At 51.8% G+C, this 255-nt stretch carries 1 rRNA gene; it reads left to right on the top strand.

Features of this window, described 5'->3' with window-relative positions:
• Nucleotides 1–255: ribosomal RNA gene (locus tag GTP27_RS24490) — 16S ribosomal RNA — on the top strand; the annotation flags it as partial.

Raw genomic sequence — 255 nt, 5'->3', positions numbered from 1 at the left:
ACGGGAGGCAGCAGTGGGGAATTTTGGACAATGGGGGCAACCCTGATCCAGCAATGCCGCGTGAGTGAAGAAGGCCTTCGGGTTGTAAAGCTCTTTTGTCAGGGAAGAAACGGTGAAGGCTAATATCTTTTGCTAATGACGGTACCTGAAGAATAAGCACCGGCTAACTACGTGCCAGCAGCCGCGGTAATACGTAGGGTGCAAGCGTTAATCGGAATTACTGGGCGTAAAGCGTGCGCAGGCGGTTTTGTAAGA

Source organism: Duganella qianjiadongensis (genome assembly GCF_009857915.1).
Classification (GTDB): domain Bacteria; phylum Pseudomonadota; class Gammaproteobacteria; order Burkholderiales; family Burkholderiaceae_D; genus Rugamonas; species Rugamonas qianjiadongensis.
This window is presented reverse-complemented; position numbering and strand designations above follow the sequence as displayed.